The organism is Gemmobacter aquaticus (assembly GCF_007859075.1).
Lineage (GTDB): Bacteria > Pseudomonadota > Alphaproteobacteria > Rhodobacterales > Rhodobacteraceae > Gemmobacter > Gemmobacter aquaticus.
This window is the reverse complement of sequence record NZ_VOAK01000020.1, coordinates 356,979-374,943: the sequence shown is the minus strand read 5'-3', so window position 1 is coordinate 374,943 and position 17,965 is coordinate 356,979. Positions and strand designations below refer to the sequence as shown.

The 17,965-nt window shown below is 62.7% G+C and carries 15 protein-coding genes and 1 tRNA gene; 9 read left to right on the top strand and 7 right to left on the bottom strand.

Annotated features, from left to right (window positions below; all coding sequences use genetic code 11):
• Positions 1–45: 45 nt before the first annotated feature.
• On the bottom strand, positions 46–1,557 hold the full coding sequence (gene gatB / locus FQU74_RS11490; RefSeq protein WP_146286599.1) for an Asp-tRNA(Asn)/Glu-tRNA(Gln) amidotransferase subunit GatB: 1,512 nt from the start codon (positions 1,555–1,557) through the stop codon (positions 46–48).
• A 168-nt stretch (positions 1,558–1,725) separates the two neighbouring features.
• Here gatB and FQU74_RS11485 point away from each other — a divergent pair, with 168 nt between their 5' ends.
• Positions 1,726–2,325: a transglycosylase SLT domain-containing protein gene (locus FQU74_RS11485; protein ID WP_146286598.1), complete on the top strand. Its 600-nt coding sequence runs from the start codon at positions 1,726–1,728 to the stop codon at positions 2,323–2,325.
• A 154-nt stretch (positions 2,326–2,479) separates the two neighbouring features.
• On the opposite strand, the gene pepN is transcribed toward FQU74_RS11485, so the two are convergent.
• Complete coding sequence (gene pepN, locus FQU74_RS11480) at positions 2,480–5,044, bottom strand: aminopeptidase N (protein WP_146286597.1); 2,565 nt, start codon at positions 5,042–5,044, stop codon at positions 2,480–2,482.
• Positions 5,045–5,194: 150 nt separating this feature from the next.
• Here pepN and FQU74_RS11475 point away from each other — a divergent pair, with 150 nt between their 5' ends.
• Positions 5,195–6,259, top strand: a complete 1,065-nt coding sequence (locus tag FQU74_RS11475) for a hypothetical protein (protein ID WP_146286596.1) — start codon at positions 5,195–5,197, stop codon at positions 6,257–6,259.
• Between the two features lie 526 nt (positions 6,260–6,785).
• Here FQU74_RS11475 and FQU74_RS11470 read toward each other — a convergent pair.
• The 3 genes from FQU74_RS11470 to FQU74_RS11460 form a co-directional block, all read right to left on the bottom strand.
• A complete protein-coding gene (locus tag FQU74_RS11470; protein ID WP_146286595.1) occupies positions 6,786–7,133 on the bottom strand; it encodes a hypothetical protein in 348 nt (115 codons plus the stop codon).
• 503 nt (positions 7,134–7,636) lie between these two features.
• A tRNA-Leu gene (locus FQU74_RS11465) sits at positions 7,637–7,723 on the bottom strand.
• A gap of 169 nt (positions 7,724–7,892) precedes the next feature.
• A complete protein-coding gene (locus tag FQU74_RS11460) occupies positions 7,893–9,362 on the bottom strand; it encodes a peptidoglycan-binding domain-containing protein (RefSeq protein ID WP_146286594.1) in 1,470 nt (489 codons plus the stop codon).
• A gap of 88 nt (positions 9,363–9,450) precedes the next feature.
• On the opposite strand from FQU74_RS11460, the gene lipB reads away from it, so the two are divergent.
• The 3 genes from lipB (at position 9,451) to ctaD (ending at position 12,547) form a co-directional block, all read left to right on the top strand.
• The gene (gene lipB, locus FQU74_RS11455) at positions 9,451–10,116 is read left to right on the top strand and encodes a lipoyl(octanoyl) transferase LipB (RefSeq protein ID WP_146286593.1); all 666 of its coding nucleotides are present in this window, start codon (positions 9,451–9,453) and stop codon (positions 10,114–10,116) included.
• 106 nt (positions 10,117–10,222) lie between these two features.
• Positions 10,223–10,633, top strand: a complete 411-nt coding sequence (locus FQU74_RS11450; RefSeq protein ID WP_146286592.1) for a c-type cytochrome — start codon at positions 10,223–10,225, stop codon at positions 10,631–10,633.
• 243 nt (positions 10,634–10,876) lie between these two features.
• The gene (gene ctaD / locus FQU74_RS11445; RefSeq protein WP_146286591.1) at positions 10,877–12,547 is read left to right on the top strand and encodes a cytochrome c oxidase subunit I; all 1,671 of its coding nucleotides are present in this window, start codon (positions 10,877–10,879) and stop codon (positions 12,545–12,547) included.
• A 77-nt stretch (positions 12,548–12,624) separates the two neighbouring features.
• Here ctaD and FQU74_RS11440 read toward each other — a convergent pair whose 3' ends face one another.
• Entirely contained in the window at positions 12,625–12,960 is a 336-nt protein-coding gene (locus tag FQU74_RS11440) for a hypothetical protein (protein ID WP_146286590.1), read from the bottom strand.
• 148 nt (positions 12,961–13,108) lie between these two features.
• Here FQU74_RS11440 and FQU74_RS11435 point away from each other — a divergent pair, with 148 nt between their 5' ends.
• Together FQU74_RS11435 and FQU74_RS11430 are read left to right on the top strand one after the other, a co-directional pair.
• Positions 13,109–13,591, top strand: a complete 483-nt coding sequence (locus FQU74_RS11435) for a DUF2244 domain-containing protein (RefSeq protein WP_146286589.1) — start codon at positions 13,109–13,111, stop codon at positions 13,589–13,591.
• A gap of 187 nt (positions 13,592–13,778) precedes the next feature.
• Positions 13,779–14,108 (top strand): GYD domain-containing protein, encoded by a 330-nt coding sequence (locus FQU74_RS11430; protein WP_146286588.1) that lies wholly within the window; start codon positions 13,779–13,781, stop codon positions 14,106–14,108.
• 45 nt (positions 14,109–14,153) lie between these two features.
• On the opposite strand, the gene FQU74_RS11425 is transcribed toward FQU74_RS11430, so the two are convergent.
• Positions 14,154–14,612, bottom strand: a complete 459-nt coding sequence (locus FQU74_RS11425; RefSeq protein WP_146286587.1) for a GatB/YqeY domain-containing protein — start codon at positions 14,610–14,612, stop codon at positions 14,154–14,156.
• A gap of 187 nt (positions 14,613–14,799) precedes the next feature.
• On the opposite strand from FQU74_RS11425, the gene carA reads away from it, so the two are divergent.
• Entirely contained in the window at positions 14,800–15,954 is a 1,155-nt protein-coding gene (gene carA, locus FQU74_RS11420) for a glutamine-hydrolyzing carbamoyl-phosphate synthase small subunit (protein WP_146286586.1), read from the top strand.
• A gap of 94 nt (positions 15,955–16,048) precedes the next feature.
• Positions 16,049–17,947 carry a glycosyltransferase gene (locus tag FQU74_RS11415; RefSeq protein WP_146286585.1) on the top strand — a complete coding sequence of 633 codons (1,899 nt, stop codon included), beginning with the start codon at positions 16,049–16,051 and terminating at the stop codon, positions 17,945–17,947.
• The last annotated feature ends 18 nt before the right edge of the window (positions 17,948–17,965 follow it).

Below are 17,965 nucleotides of genomic sequence, written 5' to 3'. Positions count from 1 at the left end.
AAAGGGCGCCCGAGGGCGCCCTGTAAGCCGGCGTGACGAGGGGAATCAGAGCCCCAGCTTCTGCGCGACCATCGCATTGACGACCGCCGGATCGGCCTTGCCGCCCGTGGCCTTCAGCACCTGACCGGTAAACCAGCCCGCAAGCTTGGCGTTGACCTTGGCCTTTTCCACCTGCGCGGGGTTGGCCGCGATCAGGTCATCCAGCGCCTTCTCGATTGCGCCGGTATCCGTCACGGCCTTCATCCCGCGCGCGGCGGCCACTTCGGCAGGATCACCCCCTTCGGTCCAGAGGATCTCGAACAGCTCCTTGGCCATTTTCGAGGTGATCTCGCCCTTGCCCAGCAGATCGAGCATGCCCCCCAGCTGTGCCGCCGAAACAGGGCTTTCGCTGATGGCATGGCCTTCCTTGTTCAGGCGGCCAAACAGCTCGTTGATCACCCAGTTCGCCGCAGCCTTACCGTCGCGGCCCTGCGCCACCGCCTCAAAAAAGGCGGCGCTGTCCAGCTCGGCCGTCAGCACATTGGCATCGTAATCGGTCAGCCCGAAGTCCGACATGAACCGCGCCTTCTTGGCGTCGGGCAGTTCGGGCATGGCGGCTGCGATATCATCGACCCAAGCCTGATCGATCTCCAGCGGCAACAGATCCGGGCACGGGAAATAGCGGTAGTCATGCGCCTCTTCCTTTGACCGCATCGACCGCGTCTCGCCCTTGTCAGGGTCATAAAGACGGGTTTCCTGCACCACGGTACCACCATCCTCGATGATGGCGATCTGGCGCCGGGCCTCATAGTCGATGGCCGCCTGGATGAAGCGCAGCGAGTTCATGTTCTTGATCTCGCACCGCGTGCCCAGGTGCGAAAAATCCTGCGTTTCCTGATACTTCTCATAGGCACCGGGACGGCAGACCGAGACGTTCACATCCGCCCGCAGGTTGCCGTGCTGCATGTCGCCGTCGCAGGTGCCCAGATAGCGCAGGATCTGCCGCAGCTTTGAGACATAGGCCGCCGCCTCTTCGGGCCCCCGGATGTCGGGGCGGCTGACGATCTCCATCAGGGCCACGCCGGTGCGGTTGAAATCGACGAAGGACATGTTGGGGTCCATGTCATGGATCGACTTGCCGGCGTCCTGTTCAAGGTGGATCCGCTCAATCCGCACATGGCGGGCAACGCCCGGACCCATTTCAACGATCACTTCCCCCTCACCCACGATGGGATGATAGAGCTGGCTGATCTGATAGCCCTGCGGCAGGTCGGGGTAGAAATAGTTCTTGCGGTCAAAGGCCGAGACCAGATTGATCTTGGCCTTCAGCCCAAGACCCGACCGGACCGCCTGCTCCACGCAGTACTCGTTGATGACGGGCAGCATGCCGGGCATGGCGCAATCGACGAAGCTGACGTTCGAGTTTGGCTCGGCACCGACCGTTGTGGACGCCCCGGAAAACAGCTTGGCATTGGACGAGACCTGCGCATGGATTTCCATGCCAATCACCAGTTCCCAGTCATGTTTCGCCCCGGCGATCACCTTCGGCTTCGGCGCTTCATAGGTCAGATCGAGCATCGGATACCCCTCGCAAACTTGCCCCTTCATAGGCGCCGAACCGGGCTGCGGCAAGGCGCGACGGGCGGATTTTCGCGCATCCGGAATCAGATGGGTTGCCCGACTCGGGTAGCCGGGGGCACAAACCCCGCGTCGCACAAGGATCGCGATGCCACCTCGGATAGCTCAATGCAGGTCAAACTCGGTATCATCGGACTCATGGCTGCGCTCGCCATGGCAGGATGCACGACCAACGCCACCGACGCGGTGAGCCGTGCAACGACTCCGCCTCCGATGGGCTGGGATCACCACCCGCAAGCTTCCGAATGGACTGTGAACACGCTGATGGCTGTCGCCCAAGAGGATGACACCCTGGCAAACCGCATCCCGCACGACATTGAAACCTGGTGCCCCGGGTATCAGGACGCCTCGCTGATGGATCGCCGCGCTTTCTGGGCCGGGCTGATCTCGGCGGTCGGCAAATATGAAAGCAGCTATAATCCGCGTGCAGCCGGCGGCGGTGGCCGCTACATCGGCCTGATGCAAATCTCGCCACGCTCGGCTGCCAACTATGGCTGCGATGCGACCTCCAGCTCGGCGCTGAAGGATGGCTCGGCCAATCTGGCATGCGCGGTCGAGATGCTGGCCTATCAGGTCGAACGTGATGGCGTGGCCGTGGGCAACGGCGCACAGGGCATCGGCCGCGACTGGATGCCCTTCCGCAAGGCTGACAAGCGCGCCGCAATGCGGAGCTGGGTCAGCCAGCAAAGCTACTGCCAACCCACCTGACCTTGCAGCGGGGGGCTGTTCCCCCGCCCGCTTTTGCTCAGCAGTGCGTCCGGCACGCAAGCGCGCCCCGATCCCCCCATTCCCGTGGTCCAAATACCCTCAGGGGGTGAACGAGCCGCAAGGCTCAGAGGGGGCGCGAGCGCTCCCTTCTGCCTTAACCCAGCATGCGCCCGACCATCTCGGCCAGATCCCGGCTCAGGCCCGGTGTCTGCGCAATGCGTGAAAGCTCTGCCCGGATCCTCTCTTGCCGTCCCGCGTCATAGCGGCGCCAGGTTTCAAAGGCGGTGGACATACGTGCCGCGGTCTGCGGGTTCTTGGCATCCAGCCGGATCAGCCAGTCCGCCAGCAGGCGATAGGCCGCGCCGCTCGCATGGTGAAAGCCTGCGTGGTTTGCCGACAAGGCCCCCATCACTGCGCGAAAACGGTTCGGGTTCCCCATGGTGAAATCCGGCCGGGCCGTCAGTCGGTTGACTGTATCAACCAGCGCATCTGGCAACGCATGCAGCACCTGCACCGAAAACCACTTGTCCATCACCAGCCGATCGCCCTGCCAGTCGTGCTCAAAGGCGGCAAGCTGAGAGCGGCCCTGCCCCACGGTTAGCAAGGAGACGAGCGCGGAAAGCCGGTCGGTCATGTTGGTCGCCGCATCAAAGGCCGCCCGCGCAGCCGTGCCACCGTCCAGACGCGTCTGAAGCGCCAGACAGGCATTGGCAAGGGCGCGTCGTCCAGCCGGTCCGGCCTCGGCCGAAAACGGGCCGGGCGTCGCCATTGCCTCGCGCAGGCCGGGCAGTTCGGGCGCAAGTTCAGCGGCCAGTGCATCCGACATACGCCCGCGCGCGTCATGAATCGCCGCGGGGTCTGGCACATGCCCAGCATCTGCCAGTGTCGCCGCCATGTCGTCCTCGGATGGCAACCGCATGGCAAGCGCCCGGAAGGCCGGATCGAGGCTTTCGTCCCGCACCAGCCGGGCAAGACCCGACAACCAGTGCCGCGAGACGGGCGCACCTTGCGCCACCATCGCCGCCAGCACCTCCTTGGACAGCGCCCGGCCCGCCTCCCACCGGTTGAACGGGTCGGTGTCATGCGCCAGAAGGAAGGCCCGCGTCTCGGTGCTGATGTCGTGTTCCAGCACCACCGGCGCCGAGAATCCCCGCAGGATCGATGGCACGGGCCGCGTGGCCAACCCCTCGAACCGGAAGCTCTCGACCGGCTTGGTCAACTCCAGCACGGTGGTTGGTACCACCTCGTCGCCATTCGGGTTCAGAAGGCCGACAGCAACCGGGATCACCTTTGCGCCCTTCGTGGGCTGGTCGGGCGTGGGCGGGTTCTCTTGCGCAAGTGTCAGGGTATAGACACCGCCCTCCGCGCCCGGCGACCATGCCTCATAGACCTTCACTCGCGGGGTTCCGGCCTCGAAATACCAGCGGCTGAACTGTGAAAGATCGCGGCCCGTCGCATCCTCGAACACTTTCAGCCAGTCCTCGATCGTGGCCGCCTGCCCGTCATGGCGGTTGAAATAGAGATCGAGCGCGCGTTGGTAGCCGTCATCCCCCACCAGAAGCTTCAGCATGCCGATGATCTCGGCGCCCTTCTCATAGACGGTGGCGGTGTAGAAATTGTTGATCTCGACAAAGCTGTCGGGGCGCACCGGATGCGCAAGCGGCCCCTGATCCTCGCGAAACTGGCGCGCGCGCAGGGCCAGCACGTCCTCGATCCGCTTGACGGCATGGCCGCGCAGATCGCCAGAGAACTGCTGATCACGATAGACCGTCAGCCCCTCCTTCAGGCACAACTGGAACCAGTCGCGACAGGTGATGCGATTGCCGGTCCAATTGTGGAAATACTCATGCGCGATGATGCCTTCGATCCGGGCAAACTCGTCATCCGTCATCGTCTCGGGTGTGGCGAGGACACATTTCGAGTTGAAGATGTTCAGCCCCTTGTTCTCCATCGCCCCCATGTTGAAATCATCGACGGCAACGATGTTGAACACGTCGAGATCATATTCGCGCCCATAGACCCGCTCATCCCACTCCATCGAGCGCTTTATGCTGTCCATGCCCCATTGGCAGCGATGCTCGTCTCCGGGCCGGACCCAGATGTTCAGCGCAACCTGCCGCCCCGAGGCCGTGGTATATGTGTCGCCATGCGCCCGCAGATCGCCGGCAACCAGCGCGAAGAGATAGGCAGGCTTGGGCCAGGGATCGTCCCACTCCGCCCAACCGGGGCCTGCTCCCATCGGGTTTCCGTTCGACAGCAGAACCGGCGCGTCGCCCTCGACCCGCACGCGGAAGCGGGCCATCACATCGGGGCGGTCGGGATAGAAGGTGATCTTGCGGAAGCCCTCGGCCTCGCATTGCGTGCAGTACATGCCGTTTGACATGTAGAGCCCCTCGAGCGCGGTGTTGGCCTCGGGTGCGATCTCCACCTCGGTCTCCAGCACAAAAGGTCCGCCCGGAAGATCTGCCGCAGGGATGGTCAGCCCATTGTCATCCGGCGTCGCGTCCAGCGGGCGGCCATCCAGCATCAGCGCGATCAGGCGCAGCCCCTCGCCATCAAGCCGCAGGTCATGGCGGCCTTCACGTGCAGGGTTCGGCCGCATGTGCAACCGCGCGCTCACCCGCGTTGAATTCGGAGCAAGCCGGAAGGTCAGTTCCACTTGATCGACGCAATGGGCAAAGGGTTGGTAATCGCGCAGGTAAACAGCGGTATCGGCCATATCGGTCTCCTTTGGCGCTACGCTATCGCATGCCGCAGCAGGCGCAACCGGCGGCTGCGGGGCAATCAGTGATTGCCCTGGCGTCAAGAAGGCGCAATACTACATATAGGACATTCCGCAAATCACTGCGCTACCTTTGGACTGCTCGACATGGCCAAACGCTTTCGCACCATCGTTCTGCATGTGGGCGACATGAAAACCGGATCCACTTCGATCCAGGCGGCGCTTGCCGGGGGGAACGTGCCGGATGTGGGGGTAAGCCTCGCCTATCCGGGGAGTGGGTTGAACCACAACATCATGAAAGGCCCCCTGACCACACGCGCCGCCGGTCGCAGGCCGAGGCTTGAAGAGTTCCGGGAGACGGTTGCCTCCCATTCAGCAGATCTTTGCGTGATTTCAGCCGAGCTTCTGTCGCTGGGCGATCCGCAGATCCTGCGCGAGGTGTTTGAGGCTTATCTGGCGGATCTCGCCGACGACTACGTGGTTCTGCACTATTTCCGGCCGCATTACGAAGCCGTCGTCTCGCGTTATGCCGAAGACATCAAGATTGGCCGGGCGACCGACACGTTTGAGGACCACGTCCACCTGTGCATCGACTCAGGCCTATATCATCACGCCGCCCGGATCGAGCAATGGCAGGGCGTCTTCGGCGCGCGCTATCGATATCGCCCGATGATCCGGGCAGAACTGGCGCGTCACGATGTGGTCGCAGACTTCTTTACGACGATCCTGGGCCCACTGCCGGACAGTTGGCAGCCCCCCGCGACCATTAACGAATCCCTGCCACCCGAGGCACTTGAGATTCTGCGTCTTCTTCAAAGGCACACGACTGAATTGCCGCAAGAGTTCCGCTCCACTCTGGGGCGTGAGTTTGCGCGCCTGCATTCCGAAGTCTGCGGCAAACGCCCAACCGCCCGCCTGCCAGTGCCGGCGGCCATGGCGCGCCTGATGGAGGCGGCCTTCGAGGCAGACGCGGCACGAATGGACAAGGCATATTTCGGTGGGCGGCCGCTTTACCTGCCCGCTCTGCAACGTTCGGTCGAGACCGCCGAGCCCGACTGCGCAACCGCGCCCCCACAACATTCAGGCCCAGAGATCGCCGAGCTTCTCTCGCGACTGGTCGCGCATGTCGCGGCGCACACCGACGCCCGAGCCTTGGGATTTGCGATGCGCGACAGCCGCACCAGCCGATTGGCGCGCGGACTTTCAGGTTGAACTGCAGAGGGTTTTCAGGAACCACAACGCCCGCCTTTTTGGGTCGGGCGGTGAATGGTGCGGCAGGCGTGACCGGTAAATGCCCCTATTGCAACCGCCTGCCGTAACGGGCTTGTAGATCTCCGATCCGTGAGGCGATCATAACATCATGTGGCATCGCAATCCACGACGACCGCCATTTCACGATTACCATCAGTTATAGGTAAAGAGCTTGCCATCCAGCCACGCGAAACCGCTCAAGGGCAAGTCGGGTCTGACGATCCAGACACCAACAAATCCGCGCTTATCCAGTTCCGCCAGTTCTTTGTCCAAACACTTTGAATAGACCCGATGTAACGCTACGGGGTCAAGCTTCGCTGCTTCCGGCGAAGTTGGATCAACTTCTTTCCTCGCGTCAACCCCATCCAAGTAAGATTTAAAGCACTTACTAGGACCAGGGCTAGCCTTGTTCACGAACTCAACAATACTCACTCTCGCCAGCGAATGATCTATTCCGCTACGGCTAGAGCCGTAATCAGAAAACGCCTCAGAAAATTTGCCCGTAGCCCTTACGTTCTTTCCAGTGAGTGTGGGCGCGAAGAACTCGATCCAGCATTCCCCCCCCCTTCAACACTGCAAATCTCCGCTCCCCCAAGGGAGATCCGCGACTTCCGAAGAGAACATTCGCTCCAGCCTCATCGCCGCGGGCAACAATTTCCGTATGATGACGCCCCCTGTAGAGCACCTTACCCTTTGGCTTCTTGCCGCATGTCACCTCTAGGCCGCTTGATACGGGCGCGGTTTCGGCAAGGGCGGAGAAGTCATGCACCGCTATGATCTGCATCATCAGCGCGATTGCTCCAAGCATCAAAAATCTCTTAACAGCCTTCGACATTATTTCTTCCTGCCGTCCTTATGTCTATTTGCCCTGCGATCACTTGTCCCATGGGTAGGTCTAATCCATCAGAGAAACGGCTCAAACACAAATTCAAGGCCAGTTCAATTGACAGACAGCAGACGATCACGATTGATGCAATAGATCGTTTCTAATCTTGTGCTCCCGCACATGCCTTAAGCCTTTAGCCCGAAGCCCTATCTTGGTGGCGTCAAGGGTCTGTCGCGACTTCCTGAGTCGCTTCCTGTATCGCGTCGGGTGTGTCGCAGGGTTTGCCTTCGGCGAAATGTCCATCCCGCACCCAGTGTGCCGGGCCGCCCGCTTGCGCAACAATACGTCTGCATTCCGACAAGAGCCGATCAAGGTCTTTGCACAAGACCGGAAAGGTTGAGGTCCCGATCGAAGTCAGAAAAGACAGGAGAATTGATTGTGGGGCGAGTTGTGGGGCCACAGGAGGCGAAAAAGAAAAAGCCCCGCAAAAGCGGGGCCTTATCTGCTTCAAATGGTGCGGATGAAAGGACTCGAACCTTCACGGGTGTTACCCCACAGCGACCTCAACGCTGCGCGTCTACCAATTCCGCCACATCCGCACGATCTGGCTTGGTGAGGCGCTGTCTAGCCTAGGCCTGCGGGGATGAAAAGGGGGTTTTCCGTCGAACCAGCGAAAATTTTGCGCTGATCGAACCACCCTGATTTCCGATTGGTTTCATGCTGTTTGTGGCGCAAAGGCCGGGCGGTGGTACCCGCCCGGCGCTTGGATCAGTTGCCCAGCATCAGCCGTGGCAAGGCGGTCATCACCGAGACCGCCTGCGCGGCGACAGGCTGCGTTGCAGGCGCGCCAGCCGTGTCCGACTCGACCGGGGCGGCCACCTCTACAGGGGCCGCGGGCATGGGCGCAGGCGCAGCCTCGACAAGGGTCGAGGGTGCCTCGGGCGCGAGAACCGGCAGCGGGGTGGCAGGCGCGACCGGGGCATCGCTGCGCCCGTTCAGCATGAAGATCGCCTTGTGAACCAGCTCTGCCTGTCCTGCCGAACTACCGGGTATCCCCGCGGCCCCGCCCGAAAGTTCGAACCACTGCATCGAGAGGTCTGGCCTGCGCGTCGCACCGATACCGTCAGCCAGATGGTGCCCCGGCACCGCTGCATAGCCAGACTCGCCAAGCGCGGTCAGCACCAGCGCCGAGCCGATGGCGACATTCGGGTCGTCCACGGCATAGCCCACCCCGAGGCAGATTTTCGAGGTGCCCGACAGCTGTGCGGGCGACATGCCCGACTGTGCGATGAACTGCGTTACACCGGCCACAACGTCAGAGGCAGGTTGCAGCGACACGGCGGTGACATGGTCCTTCAGCACCGGGCCATAGGCCTGGCACTGTTCGGCCATCTGCGCGGGCGTCACGCCAGCCACACCGCGCGACAGCTCTTCCCCTTGCTGGATCGCGGCGGCGCGCAGCAGGCAGAACTGCTCGGACAAGGCCTGCGAGGGGTCGGACATCGACGCAAGGGTTGCATAGCCGCCATTGGCACTGGTCTTGAGCGCAACCTGATTGCAATGCGAACTCAGCGAGACGAGGGTTCCACCGAAGACCGGCAGCGCCGTTGCAGGGGCCTCGGGCTCCGGTGCAGGCTCGGCCACCAGCGCAGGCAGTGCGGCGGCTGGCGGCTCAACCGGGGCCGGAGCAGCGGCCATGGTTCCAGCAGTTGACACCACGGGCTGTGACGGCACTCCCGCCATCTCGTCGCGCTGGACGATCAGCAGACCCTTGGTGCCCATCGGGTGGGTGCCGATCACCTGCATAACCTGCGGCCCGCCGGCCACGGCGCGGTGATAGGCCGTGACAAGGATCGTCTTCTCATATTCCGTCAACTGGCCTGTGGGCGGATAGCCCAGCGTCGCCTGATAGGACGAGATGCCCGACCGGCTGCGCGGCCCGATCGAGCCGTCCGGCGTGCCGACGTTGTATCCAAAGTAGTTCAGCGCGGTCTGCACCTCACGGTTCGACTCCCTCTGCGCCGAGGAAATGCCGCTTGAACGGGTTGACTTGCTGGATCTCGACGGCGCGACATAGGTCTGTCTGCGCTGCTGATCCCTGGCAATGGCATGGCCGATGATCCCCCCGACCAGCGCGCCCGCTATGGCATCGCCCGCATCAGCCCGCACAGGGGCCGCCGGCCCAAAGGCGAGTGCGGCTGCAAGCGTCGAGGATATGACTAAAGTTTGCTTCTTCATTGCGCATCTCCGGAAAAATAAGCGTTGAACAATCCCTCTCAGACTAGCATGACATCGCCTGAATGCGAGACTTTTCCGCGAGGATTTCATGGTCGAATGGACCCATCTGCCGGGCCTGAGCCCTTATGCCGAGACGCTTGCGGCGATGGAGGCCCGTGCCACCGCCATTGCCGAAGGCCGCGCGGATGAGGCGATCTGGCTGCTGGAGCACCCACCTCTCTATACGGCGGGCACTTCGGCCCGGCCCGAAGACCTCGTCGAGCCCGACCGGTTTCCGGTCTTTGCGGTCGGTCGCGGCGGGCAATACACCTATCACGGGCCAGGTCAGCGCATCGTCTATGTGATGCTCGACGTAAAGCGCCGGGGTGAGGACGTCCGCTGCTTTGTGCGACAGCTGGAAAACTGGGTGATCGCGGCATTGGCCGAATTCAACGTCAAGGGCGAGATCCGGCCCGGTCGGGTGGGTGTCTGGGTGACCCGGCCCGACCGCCCGGTCAGCGTTGACGGCACCCCGGCCGAGGACAAGATCGCAGCGCTTGGCATCAAGCTGCGGAAATGGGTCAGCTTTCACGGCATCTCGATCAATGTAGAGCCCGACCTTTCGCATTTCTCGGGCATCGTTCCCTGCGGCATCCGCGACCATGGGGTGACCAGTCTTGTCGACCTGGGCTTGCCCGTGACAATGGCCGATCTGGACGCCGCCTTGATGCGGACTTTTGATGCCTGTGTCGGAAATCCGCCCAGCTGTCGCTGACCCGTTCGCCTGCGACCTTCGTTCACTTGCCAGCAGGCGTGCGGGTCACCATCATGCGCAGGCCTTTTCCCAGCGGCGAAGCCGCAAGGTCAGACATGAGGACATGATGAAGACGCTGTATCTGCTTCCCGCCCTGGCATTTGCCTTCGCCGCCCCGGCCCTTGCCGGGGACGCGGCCAAGGGCGAGGCCGATTTCAAGAAATGCAAGGCCTGCCACGCCATCGTCGCGGACGACGGCACCGAGATTCAGAAGGGCGGCAAGACGGGCCCGAACCTCTACGGCGTGATCGGTCGCACCGTCGCAAGCGTCGAGGGTTTCAAATACGGGGATTCGATCGCAGCCGTCGGCGCGAAAGGAACCGTCTGGGACGAGGCCTCGCTGACCGAGTATGTGGCAGACCCCGCCGCCTGGCTGAAGAAGACGCTCGGCGACGATGCGGCAAAATCGAAGATGACCTTCAAGCTGACCAAGGGTGGCGAGGACATGGCCGCCTACCTCGCCTCGGTCAAGAAATAACCAGATCCCCTTGTCTGCAAAGTGGGGCCGCGTGGATGACTATCCGCGCGGCTCCATGCATTTGAGCCCCGCGCCCCACCTGCGACGTCGTGCCCCTGCGACCTTTGTGACATTCGACCTTTTTCTTGATTCAGATCAAAGTCAGCGATTGCCGCGCCCCCATCGCCCGACTAGTAATGCCTTATCAGGCGGCGGGAATCCCATTCCGACCGCCGTTTCGACGCAACATCACGGGAGGCGCCGATGGCAGACGCAGCCATTCATGGCCACGAACACGATACGCGGGGGTTCTTCACCCGCTGGTTCATGTCTACGAACCACAAGGACATCGGGATTCTTTACCTTTTCGTCGCAGGTCTGACCGGCCTGCTTTCGGTCGGCTTTACCATGCTGATGCGGCTCGAGCTCATGGAGCCGGGCGTCCAGCATATGTGCCTTGAAGGGTTCCGCCTGTTTGCCGACGCGGCAAACGCCTGTACCCCGAACGGACATTTCTGGAACGTCTCAATCACCGCGCACGGCATCCTGATGATGTTCTTTGTGGTGATTCCGGCGCTGTTCGGCGGCTTTGGCAACTACTTCATGCCGCTGCAGATCGGCGCGCCGGACATGGCCTTCCCGCGCATGAACAACCTGTCGTTCTGGCTCTATGTCGCCGGCACCTCGCTGGCCGTGGCTTCGGTCTTTGCGCCGGGCGGCAACGACCAGGCCGGCTCGGGCATCGGCTGGGTGCTTTACCCGCCGCTCTCCACCTCGGAGCCGGGCTATTCGACCGACCTCGCGATCTTTGCGGTGCACCTGTCGGGCGCGTCGTCGATCCTGGGCGCGATCAACATCATCACCACCTTCCTGAACATGCGCGCGCCTGGCATGACCATGCACAAGGTTCCGCTGTTCGCCTGGTCGGTCTTCGTGACCGCATGGCTGATCCTTCTGTCGCTGCCCGTTCTGGCTGGCGCCATCACCATGCTGCTGACCGACCGGAATTTTGGGACCACCTTCTTCCAGCCCTCCGGCGGCGGTGACCCGATCCTTTACCAGCACATCCTGTGGTTCTTCGGCCACCCGGAAGTGTACATCGTGATCGTTCCGGGCTTCGGGATTGCCAGCCATGTGATCGCGACTTTCTCGCGCAAGCCGATCTTCGGCTACCTGCCGATGGTCTATGCGATGGTCGGTATCGGCGCACTGGGCTTCGTCGTCTGGGCGCACCACATGTACACCGTCGGCATGTCGCTGACCCAGCAGGCCTACTTCATGACCGCCACCATGGTGATCGCGGTGCCCACCGGCATCAAGATCTTTTCGTGGATCGCGACCATGTGGGGCGGCTCGATCGAGTTCAAGACGCCGATGCTCTTCGCCCTCGGCTTCCTGTTCCTGTTCACCATCGGCGGCGTGACCGGCATCGTTCTGTCGCAGGCCGGGATCGACCGCGCCTATCACGACACCTACTATGTCGTGGCGCACTTCCACTACACCATGTCGCTGGGCGCTGCCTTCTGCATCTTCGCAGGGGTGTACTTCTGGATCGGCAAGATGTCGGGCCGGCAGTACCCGGAATTCCTCGGCAAGGTGCACTTCTGGATGATGTTCATCGGTGCGAACCTAACCTTCTTCCCGCAGCACTTCCTGGGCCGTCAGGGCATGCCGCGCCGCTACATCGACTACCCGGAGGCATTTGCCTACTGGAACAAGATCTCGTCGATCGGCGCCTTCCTGGCCTTCGCCTCGTTCCTGCTGTTCATCGTCATCGTGTTCTACACGCTGTTCGCCGGTCGCCGCGTGACCCAGAACAACTACTGGAACGAATATGCCGATACGCTGGAATGGACCCTGCCCTGTCCGCCGCCCGAACACACGTTCGAGCAGCTGCCCAAGCGTGAGGACTGGGACAAGGCCCACGCTCACTGAGCCCAAGGCACACCAAGACAAAGGCCCCGGAGAGATCCGGGGCCTTTTTCATTGCACCTTGATCTAGGGGGCGACCTTTAGAGCGCGCCCTCGCTGCCGGTGTAGGATACTTCCGCAACCGTGCCGTCATTCGCAGACAGACAGCGCCATGGGGCAACGGCACCTGCGACAGTGGCCTGTATCTGCGTCCCTGCCTCCGAGAACTGATAGTCGAACACAGCAACGTCCTTCGTCGATACGCCGACCTGCTTTGCAATCGCTGCGACGCACGACTTGTAGGCCGGCGTCGCGCGGTCGGCGCTGGTCGGTGCGATGGTCAGCACATCAACCTCTTCAACGACGGGCACGGCATCCACGCAGGCGGTCAACGCAAGGCCGGTGATCGCGGCCAGCAGGAATGTGGTCTTGGTCATCTTGTGCATCTCCCTGTCGACCCGCCGAATGACGGGCATTGTGATAGAATGCCCGATGCTGCCGGTGCGGCTATCCGGAATGCGAAAACCCTCTTGCATAGCCAGGCGGGCAGCGGTTTCCTGCATCAAGGATCGCGCGCGGGTTTTCATGCCTTACCAATGGCTTCATCCTTCGGATGCGGGCAGGTCACTGCACCTGTGGCCCCATCGGTCATTGCCCCGACGCGGGTTCGTCTGGTTCATCGGCGCGACTGCGACGATGATTTCGCTACCCTTGCTTGCGGTCTTGGGGACGCCCGTCCTCTGGGCGCTTTTGCCATTTCTGCTGACAGCGATTGCCGCGCTCTGGTGGGCGCTTGAACGGTCCTACCGCGATGGCGCGATCTTTGAGCGTCTGGAGCTTGCCGAAAACCAGGTTCGACTGCAGCGGGACGGGCCCCACGGGCAGCGCGCCGAATGGCAGGCCAACCCGCATTGGGTTGTGGTGACGCTCTACCCCAAGGGCGGGCCAGTGCCGCACTACCTTACCTTGCGCGGAAGCGGTCGAGAGGTGGAGATCGGCGCCTTTCTCTCTGAAGAGGAGCGCATTGCCCTGCACGACGAACTGCGCGCGGCCCTTCTGCGCGGCTAGCACAGGCCCTATCGCACGGTCGACGGCACGCCGCACCCCCGAGACTGGCCCCGGAAACCTCCACCTGCCCCGTTTCTGATCTGCCCCGTTCTGATCTGCCCCGTTCTGATCTGCGACGTGGGTCCTGCGATGTGATACCATAGGCCCGCTGGCGGAATTCAAGGCCAGCGGGCAATGGGAGGACGACATGGCCCTACACATCGTCACAGGAAATTACACATCCAACGGGCTCAGAAGCCTGATCGCCAACCCCAGTGACCGCGAAGCTGCCGTGCGGACGCTGATCGAGTCGACGGGTGGAAAGCTTCGATCCTATCTCTTGACCACGGGCGAGACCGACTTTCACATGACGGTCGAAACCGATGATACCCAAGCCATGCTATCGGCGCTGATGGTTGCAGGTGCCTCGGGCAGCGTGGCGAACCTCAAGACGGTTCAGGCGTTTACCTCAGCCGAATTTCTTGCGGCGCAAAAGCGTGCAGGCACGATCGCGGCCCATTACAAGGCACCGGGCTGAGGCGCGAGAACTGCGCCGGCGGTTCAGCGCCGCCGGCGCGCCCTGTCAGGCCAGAAGTTCCTTGATCCGCGGGCCCGCCGCACCGAAGTCCATCTGGCCGGTGTACTTGGCCTTCAGCGCCGCCATGACCTTGCCCATGTCACGGATTGAGGTCGCCCCCGCCTCGGCAATGGCCTCGGTGATCGCCTGACCGACCTCGTCCTGCGACAGCTGGCGTGGCAGGAACTCCTCGATGACCCGGATCTCGTTCAGCTCACGCTCGGCAAAGTCGAGCCTGCCGCCTTCTTCATAGATGCGCGCGCTTTCCTGACGCTGCTTCACCATCTTGCCCAGTATCGCAAGGATCGCGGCATCATCAACTTCGGCGCCCTCACCCTCGCCCCGCAGGGCAATCTCGCGGTCCTTGATCGCGGCATTGATCAACCGCAGCGTCGAAAGCCGCTCGGCGGCCTTGGCTTTCATCGCTTCTTTCAACGCGGTCTGCAGCTGTTCGCGCAGGCTCATGTCTCACCCATTCCCCTATGGCAGTCAGCAAACACTCTATCCCGACCGCCGCGCAGGCACAACCATTCAGTCCCGCTACATACTATTGATATCATTGAGGAAAATTACCTTGCGCCGCATCTGCGCAAAAGGCTTGACCCCAGACGCCCCTGCCCATAGGTTCCGGGCGTTTATCCGGAGAGTCGCCATGCCCAAGTCAGCCGCCCCAACCGCCTGCCTCGCCCTCGCAGACGGCACGATCTTCTACGGACACGGGTTTGGCGCGGTGGGCGAGACGGTGGCCGAACTGGTCTTCAACACCGCGATGACCGGCTATCAGGAAATCATGACGGATCCATCCTATGCCGGCCAGATCGTCACCTTTACCTTTCCCCATATCGGCAACACCGGCGTGACGCCGGAAGATGACGAGACCACCGAACCGGTTGCCGCCGGCATGGTGGTGAAATGGGACCCGACCGAGCCGTCGAACTGGCGCGCGACATCTGACCTGCAGGCGTGGATGCTGCAAAAGGGCCGCATCGGGATCGGTGGCCTTGACACCCGGCGCCTGACGCGTGCGATCCGTCAGCAAGGGGCCCCGCATGTGGCGCTGTCGCACAATCCCGAGGGCCGCTTTGATATCGAGGCGCTTGTGGCGCGCGCACGCGGTTGGTCTGGTCTGGTCGGGCTTGACCTCGCCAAGGACGTCACCTGCGCGCAATCCTATCGCTGGGACGAGCAACGCTGGGCCTGGCCTGAGGGCTACACCCGGCGCGAAGGGCCTGGCCTGCGCGTCGTGGCGGTGGACTATGGCGCCAAGCGCAACATCCTGCGCTGCCTCGCCTCGGCCGGCTGCGAAGTGACGGTGTTGCCCGCGACCGCAACTGCGGAAGAGGTGCTGGCCCACAATCCCGAAGGTGTGTTCCTGTCGAATGGTCCTGGCGATCCGGCCGCGACCGGCACCTATGCGGTTCCGATGATCCAGGAGGTTCTGAAGCGCGATCTGCCGGTCTTTGGCATCTGCCTTGGCCACCAGATGCTTGCGCTCGCCCTTGGTGCACAGACCGTGAAAATGAGCCACGGGCATCATGGCGCCAATCACCCGGTGAAAGAGGTTGGCACTGGCAAGGTCGAGATCACCTCGATGAACCACGGCTTCACCGTTGATGCCCAGACCCTGCCCGCAGGCGTCGAGGAAACGCACGTTTCGCTTTTCGACGGCACGAATTGCGGCATCGCGGTCAAGGGCAAGCCTGTCTTTTCGGTGCAGCACCACCCCGAAGCCAGCCCCGGCCCGCAGGACAGCTTCTATCTGTTCGAACGCTTTGCCGAGGCGATGCGGGCGCGCCGTTCTGCTTGACACCTTGCCGCGCGCCTGATGCGCCCGGCTTAACCTTGCCTTAACCATTTCGCTGCTACCCCGGTGGGAACCGGGGCTTAGACGGCGAAGGGCAATGGTCATACGACTGGCACGTGCAGGCCTGACCGCCATCGCCGCTCAGCCGGCCGGGGCTGGGCTGCAGCTGGTTTCCACTCCTCCGCGCCAGAATGAGGGGGCGGCACTCGCGTTGGCCTCGAGCCTGCTTCGCGAGGGGCTTGTCGAAACCGAGGATCTGATCAATGCGCTGCGCCTGCAGGCGCAGCTCGGCTGCCGTCTGGACGAGGTGCTGCTGGCGCGCGGTCTTGTAGCTGAGACCGCACTTGCCCGCGTCACTGCCCGGCACTGGGGGGCCCCACAGGCCGACCTGGATAAAATTCCCGCCGACCGCGCGCTGATCGATCGCCTCGGGGCCGAGACATGCTTGCGTGAAGGTCTTCTGCCATGGCGGGAAACAGGTGAGCTCACCTTGATCGCGACACCTTGGCCCGAAGCTTTTGCCGAAATGGAGCCGCGCCTGACCGACATCTTCGGACCGGTCGCCATGGCGCTGATCCCGCGCGACCGGTTAGAGGCAGCCGTGCTCGACCTGTGCGGCGAAGAGTTGGACCTCGCCGCCCGACAGTCCGTGCCCGCGCCCGAAAGCTGCCGAAGCTGGGGCGGCGCTCGGCAGCTGCGGTTCGGTCGCATCTGCCTTGGCGTGCTGGTCATGCTTGCGCTGCTGGTGCCCATGGCAATGCTATGGGCAATGACGGTCTGGGCGGTGCTCTCGCTTGCCCTCTCGACTGCCCTCAAGACAGCCGCCATTTTTGCCGCCCTGCGTCGACGCCAGGTGCAGGACCGGCTACCCTCGCCTGACCCCCTGCCAAGGGTCACGATCCTTGTCGCCCTCTTTCATGAGCGTGACATCGCAGGCAGGTTGGTACGCCGCCTGTCCCGGCTGGACTACCCGCGCGAGTCCCTGGAGATCCTCCTCGTCGTCGAACGCAATGACCATGAGACACAGGCTGCCCTTCGCAAATCCGTGCTTCCGGCATGGATGCGCGTGGTGACTGCACCGGATGGCGCGCTGCTGACGAAGCCCCGCGCGCTCAATCACGCGCTGAAGATGTGCCGGGGCGAGATTGTGGGCGTCTACGATGCCGAGGACGCGCCAGAGCCAGACCAGATCCGCAAGGTGGTGCGCCGCTTTGCGAACCGAGGCTCGAGGGTTGCTTGCCTGCAAGGGGTGCTCGATTTCTACAACCCCCGCACCAACTGGCTTAGCCGTTGCTTCACGATGGAGTATGCAAGCTGGTTCCGCATCATCCTGCCGGGGATGGAGCGGCTCGGCCTGCCAATCCCCTTGGGTGGCACGACGCTGTTCTTCCGGCGCAAGGCGCTGGAAGAGCTGGGTGCGTGGGACGCCTGCAACGTGACCGAGGACGCCGATCTGGGCATTCGACTGTCACGCCACGGCTATCGCACCGAATTGATTGATACCACGACCTTTGAGGAGGCGAACTGTCGCCCCCTGCCCTGGATCCGGCAGAGATCCCGCTGGCTCAAGGGCTACTTCATGACCTATGCCGTGCATATGCGCGACCCCGCGCTTCTGCTGCAGCAACTGGGGTGGTGGCGCTTTGCAGGCTTTCAGGTTTTCTTCCTGACAACGCTTTCGCAATATGTGCTGGCGCCGGTGCTCTGGACCTTCTGGCTGGTGCCGCTCGGCGTTCCGCATCCGGTGATCACGGCACTTCCGCCCTTGGCCTATCAGCTCCTCTTCGGCCTCTTCCTCTTTACCGAGGCGCTGTTGATCACGCTGACGCTGGTCGCCATGCGGCTGACGCCGAACCGCCTGTCGCCGCTATGGACGCCGATGCTGCATTTCTACTTCCCGCTTGGCTCGCTCGCTTCTTACAAGGCCATTCGCGAGCTGATCGATCGCCCGTTCTGGTGGGACAAGACAAGCCACGGACAGCACGACCCTGACTGAGGGAGCGCAGCCCAGGCC

Excerpts from the sequence above, each read along its gene's own strand:
- gatB (WP_146286599.1), bottom strand. The coding sequence starts at position 1,557 with ATGCTCGATCTGACCTATGAAGCGCCGAAGCCGAAGGTGATCGCCGGG.
- FQU74_RS11435 (WP_146286589.1), top strand. The coding sequence starts at position 13,109 with ATGCCTTACCAATGGCTTCATCCTTCGGATGCGGGCAGGTCACTGCAC.
- FQU74_RS11415 (WP_146286585.1), top strand. The coding sequence starts at position 16,049 with ATGGTCATACGACTGGCACGTGCAGGCCTGACCGCCATCGCCGCTCAG.
- FQU74_RS11470 (WP_146286595.1), bottom strand. The coding sequence starts at position 7,133 with ATGTCGAAGGCTGTTAAGAGATTTTTGATGCTTGGAGCAATCGCGCTG.
- FQU74_RS11430 (WP_146286588.1), top strand. The coding sequence starts at position 13,779 with ATGGCCCTACACATCGTCACAGGAAATTACACATCCAACGGGCTCAGA.
- carA (WP_146286586.1), top strand. The coding sequence starts at position 14,800 with ATGCCCAAGTCAGCCGCCCCAACCGCCTGCCTCGCCCTCGCAGACGGC.
- FQU74_RS11425 (WP_146286587.1), bottom strand. The coding sequence starts at position 14,612 with ATGAGCCTGCGCGAACAGCTGCAGACCGCGTTGAAAGAAGCGATGAAA.
- FQU74_RS11450 (WP_146286592.1), top strand. The coding sequence starts at position 10,223 with ATGAAGACGCTGTATCTGCTTCCCGCCCTGGCATTTGCCTTCGCCGCC.
- FQU74_RS11485 (WP_146286598.1), top strand. The coding sequence starts at position 1,726 with ATGCAGGTCAAACTCGGTATCATCGGACTCATGGCTGCGCTCGCCATG.
- FQU74_RS11440 (WP_146286590.1), bottom strand. The coding sequence starts at position 12,960 with ATGACCAAGACCACATTCCTGCTGGCCGCGATCACCGGCCTTGCGTTG.
- lipB (WP_146286593.1), top strand. The coding sequence starts at position 9,451 with ATGGTCGAATGGACCCATCTGCCGGGCCTGAGCCCTTATGCCGAGACG.
- pepN (WP_146286597.1), bottom strand. The coding sequence starts at position 5,044 with ATGGCCGATACCGCTGTTTACCTGCGCGATTACCAACCCTTTGCCCAT.
- FQU74_RS11475 (WP_146286596.1), top strand. The coding sequence starts at position 5,195 with ATGGCCAAACGCTTTCGCACCATCGTTCTGCATGTGGGCGACATGAAA.
- FQU74_RS11460 (WP_146286594.1), bottom strand. The coding sequence starts at position 9,362 with ATGAAGAAGCAAACTTTAGTCATATCCTCGACGCTTGCAGCCGCACTC.
- ctaD (WP_146286591.1), top strand. The coding sequence starts at position 10,877 with ATGGCAGACGCAGCCATTCATGGCCACGAACACGATACGCGGGGGTTC.